The 3,901-nt window shown below is 54.1% G+C and carries 2 protein-coding genes and 1 pseudogene; all 3 read left to right on the top strand.

Annotation, left to right across the window (positions count from 1 at the left end):
- On the top strand, positions 1-1,779 hold a 1,779-nt coding region (locus H163_RS24015), incomplete at its 5' end, for an AHH domain-containing protein (RefSeq protein ID WP_208975412.1).
- A 1-nt stretch (position 1,780) separates the two neighbouring features.
- Positions 1,781-2,377 carry an imm11 family protein gene (locus H163_RS24010; protein WP_081626035.1) on the top strand — a complete coding sequence of 199 codons (597 nt, stop codon included), beginning with the start codon at positions 1,781-1,783 and terminating at the stop codon, positions 2,375-2,377.
- 1,343 nt (positions 2,378-3,720) lie between these two features.
- Positions 3,721-3,901, top strand: a pseudogene (locus H163_RS24420) (IS256 family transposase); the annotation flags it as partial.

Genomic DNA, 3,901 nt, shown 5'->3' with positions numbered 1-3,901 from the left:
GTGATCTCTTCCACGGCAGAGGCTGAGGACAATTACCTCTCCGCGCGCGAACTGGTGTGGCGCGACGTTCAGAACAGCTCCGCCTCCTCCAGCTCCGGCTTTGGCGTGGGCTTTGGTGTCAGCTTTGACAAGGGCAAGGTGGCGTCCGGTGATCCCCTGTCCGGCACGCTGACGCCCATCGTCAACATGCCCGCGCGGGAAGGCGATGAGGGCACCACACGGGCCACCGTGACGCCGGGCACGCTGGAGCTTTCGGACCAGAGGCAGGATCTTGCCAGCCTGAACCGGGATGCCGGGGCGGCGCATGTTTCGGTGGAAGCCTATGACATCGCCCGGCTGAAGGCCCGTCAGGAGGGGGCTGCGGCCCTGTCCGAGCTGCTGAACGGGCTGACGGGTGATCTTTCAGCGGAAATCGGCCTGAAGGACGGCGACCCCGCCAAGGCCGCCCTGCACGCCGCCGCCGGCGCCGCCGTTGCCGCCGTTGCAGGCACGGACATAGGCAGCGGAGCTGCGGCGGGGCTGGTGAGCGAGCTTGCCAACGGCGTCGTGTCGCAGATGCTGAAGGACCATCCGGATCTCACCACGGCCCAGACCGACGCCATCCGCCAATGGACCGCCACCGCCCTCGGCGCCGCCATCGGCGGCCAGGCCGGAGCCGCCGCTGCACTGGATAATATCAAGCATAACTTCCTCAATCATCAGCAGATTGACGATCTGATTGCCGAGCTGATCAGCTGCAATGGCTCTGCCAATGTTGAGGATTGTAAGCGTGAGGTTTCAGAGAAATACACCAAGCTTGATTTTGAACAAGAAAAGGCACTCGATAATTGCCGAAGCATACAGTGCATAGCAGATGTTCTTGGAGATATCAGTGACGCCAAAGATTTTGATTACCTGAAGCTCCTTTCCGTACAGACGGCTGGTGCGGATGAGAATCTGGTCCAGCGGCTCCTCGGATATCAAGGGACTGACGTATTCGGGCTGCGTCTTCTGACTGTGATTTCTGGTGCCGCCTACTGTGACCAGACAGGTGGCGCAGAGGGGTGCTTTGGCACGGGAATTCGAAATCAATTCATAAAGGAAGCCGCAGTTGATCTTCTGGTGGAACTGGGATCTTCCGCATCATTTGGCGCTGTATCCAGAATAATCCGCTTTCTGAAGGAGTCAAAAAAGGGCGGAAATATTGTCTCTCCGGGGAGTTCTGTTGGAGAAGTTGGTACTAAAACAAGTCCATTGGCGTTGCCTTCGCCCGATTATAAGGTGCCAAATGGATATAGCCTCGTTCGAAATGTAGATGGTTCGGCCACTGTTACCGGACCAAGAGGTGGGGTGTATGACTCAACAGGACGATACACTGCTGAAGGAAAACCGATCTATCGAGATAATAGTGGAGGGTACGTTACTTTGGATGGCGGTAGAAACCCCGTAAGTGCTCCGCCGAATTATGAGTCCATACCGCTACATCACATTTGTACTAATAAATGTACTGTGGGTGCCAATGGGCAAGTGGCTTGGACAAAGGAGTATCAGCGTTTCTTTGATGGGGCTGGTCTTGACATCAACCGCGCAGTTGAGAACTTGGTGGCGGTGCCGGGGCACAGAGGACCGCATCCCGAGTCCTATCACCAATATGTCTATGGCAGTTTGGATCAAGCTACGCGTGGTTTAACGCCTAACACATCGTCCTATAATTTGGCCGTGACGAAAACCTTGGAAAGGATTAAGGCGGAATCCGTGATTGTGGGAAGTCAGGTTAATAAATGGCTCACGAGGCAATGAAATGAAATATTACATACTTAGACAAGATGTTTCTATTTCTGATAAGTGGGTTCTCGGTGATGTTCGGCATGTTGATAATTGGAATTTTAGTAATCCTCCCGTAAATTTTATGGAGCCTGGAAGATATACGATCGATGTTCGTTTTGACGGCAATGAGGTCGATTATTCTCTTGCTGGTTACGCGAGTGCTCCAGTGTTGAGCGCAAAAGCTTGCGATGCCTTGGCGGGGTTGTCAGAGATTGATGAGCCCTACCGAAATGTCGTTTTTGCGCCTGTTCAAATAGAGGGAAAGCAGACGTCTCAAGACTATTTTCTGATGATTATTGAGACGCAGATTGACTGTGTTGACGAAGATAGATCTAATTTTAGTAAGTATGATTGTTTCGACCCGATAAGGCCAGATTTGGCAGGTAGTTATCGTTCGTTCTTTAATTTGGTTGTAGATCCTGAAAAAATTAACTCAAGTAATATTTTCAGGATAAAAAAATACTTAGGGGTAATAATAGTTAGTGAGGAGATAAAGGAACGTTTTGAGAAGGCTGGTGTAGTTGGGGTTATTTTTGAATCTGTAAATGGTGATCGTGTAACTGTTGCTTAGTTTTTTAAAGAAACGTGTGTACAGAGATGGTATTCACCTGACAGTCCGGCGCCGCAGCCCGCGTCACGACCCTCTCGGCGGGGAATGATCTGGTCATCAGCGCCGGGCGGGACGTTGGTTCGCAAGGGGCGCAGATCGAGGCCGGGAATGATGCGCTGATCGCCGCCAGCGGGCTACACGCGCAATGCAGACGGCACGGTAACGCACAACGGCAGCGGTCAGCTCTACACGCCTGTGCGCGATGCTTCGGGCAATGTGCGCTTTGACAGCCGCGGCAACCCGGTCTTCAACACCCAGAGTGCAGGTTCCACCGCCCAGACAACCCTCACCCAGCCGTCCACCTCCGGGCCGGTGATCAATCTGCCTGGGCCGCCTAAGGTAGCTAATGGGCTGCCGGACAACCCATCTCAGCTCCGACATATTTTCGGGAGTCGTCAGGGGCATCTGCCCGATACCCCCCCAAATAGGCAATTGTTAGTTGATACAAGTAACAATCCAGCCAATAGCCTTGGCACCAATAGATTCGGAAATGAGGTGCATGTTTCTACGCGACTAGACGGTTCGCAAGTTTGGGTGGAAACAAGGAATGGGGTTATCCAGAACGGCGGCGTAAATATTCCACCGCGAGTATGGGTTGATGGAGAAGGACTTCGTTGATGCAAGACAAATCGCTAACATTGCAAGAGGCCTATTTGGCGATGTTCTCATTCCTGGAGGACTATTACTCTAGAACAAAGTCGGATGAGATTGGTTCTATGCTCAGTGGATTATGTCTTATGAGCGACGGTAAGCCGATGGACCCTGCCTATTGGAGCGAATGGGAACAGGCGGTAGAAAAAGCCGTAAGTGGTGAGGTTGATGCGGAGATGCATCTAACCAAAAAGTCGGATCAAGAATCTAGGTAGCTTGCCGGAATGCTCTTGCTTCGCTGTCTGATGCGAGCTGTACAGAGACGGTATTCGACTGCCACGACCGCGCTTTAAGTTGGGTTCAGGCGGCGCAGGGATTTTGCTCAACCGCCGGTGAAGGCCTGAAGCGGCGCCCTGCGGCCCATGTTGCTGCACTGATGGGTGCCCATGAGTGCCTCCGGCCCTGCGAGCCCAATGCGCACCCCGTTGATCCTACCAGCCTGACGCTTGGCGTTGGCATGTCCAGCTCGAAGTGCGGCAGCAGCCAGTCCGGCGCCGCAGCCCGCGTCACGACCCTCTCGGCGGGGAATGATCTGGTCATCAGCGTCGGGCGGGACGTTGGTTCGCAAGGGGCGCAGATCGAGGCCGGGAATGATGGGGACTGTCAGGAATTTCGTGTACGGGCGTGCATAATGGGTATGAAGGAGAGCACCCATGGCACGACGGAAAGAGCCGGTTATCCCGGACGCGATATTGGACCAACTGCTTGGCGGGGCTGATGCCAAGACGGCCTTTGACGGGGGCGGCCTGATCGACCAGTTGAAGAAGGCGCTGGCGGAACGGGCGCTGAACGCGGAGATGGATCATCATCTTTCAAGCGAAAGGTCCAGTGGCA

The organism is Pannonibacter phragmitetus DSM 14782 (assembly GCF_000382365.1).
In the GTDB taxonomy this organism is placed as follows: Bacteria; Pseudomonadota; Alphaproteobacteria; order Rhizobiales; family Stappiaceae; genus Pannonibacter; species Pannonibacter phragmitetus.
Note: the sequence above shows the minus strand (reverse complement) of the source record. Positions and strands in the feature narration are given on the sequence as shown.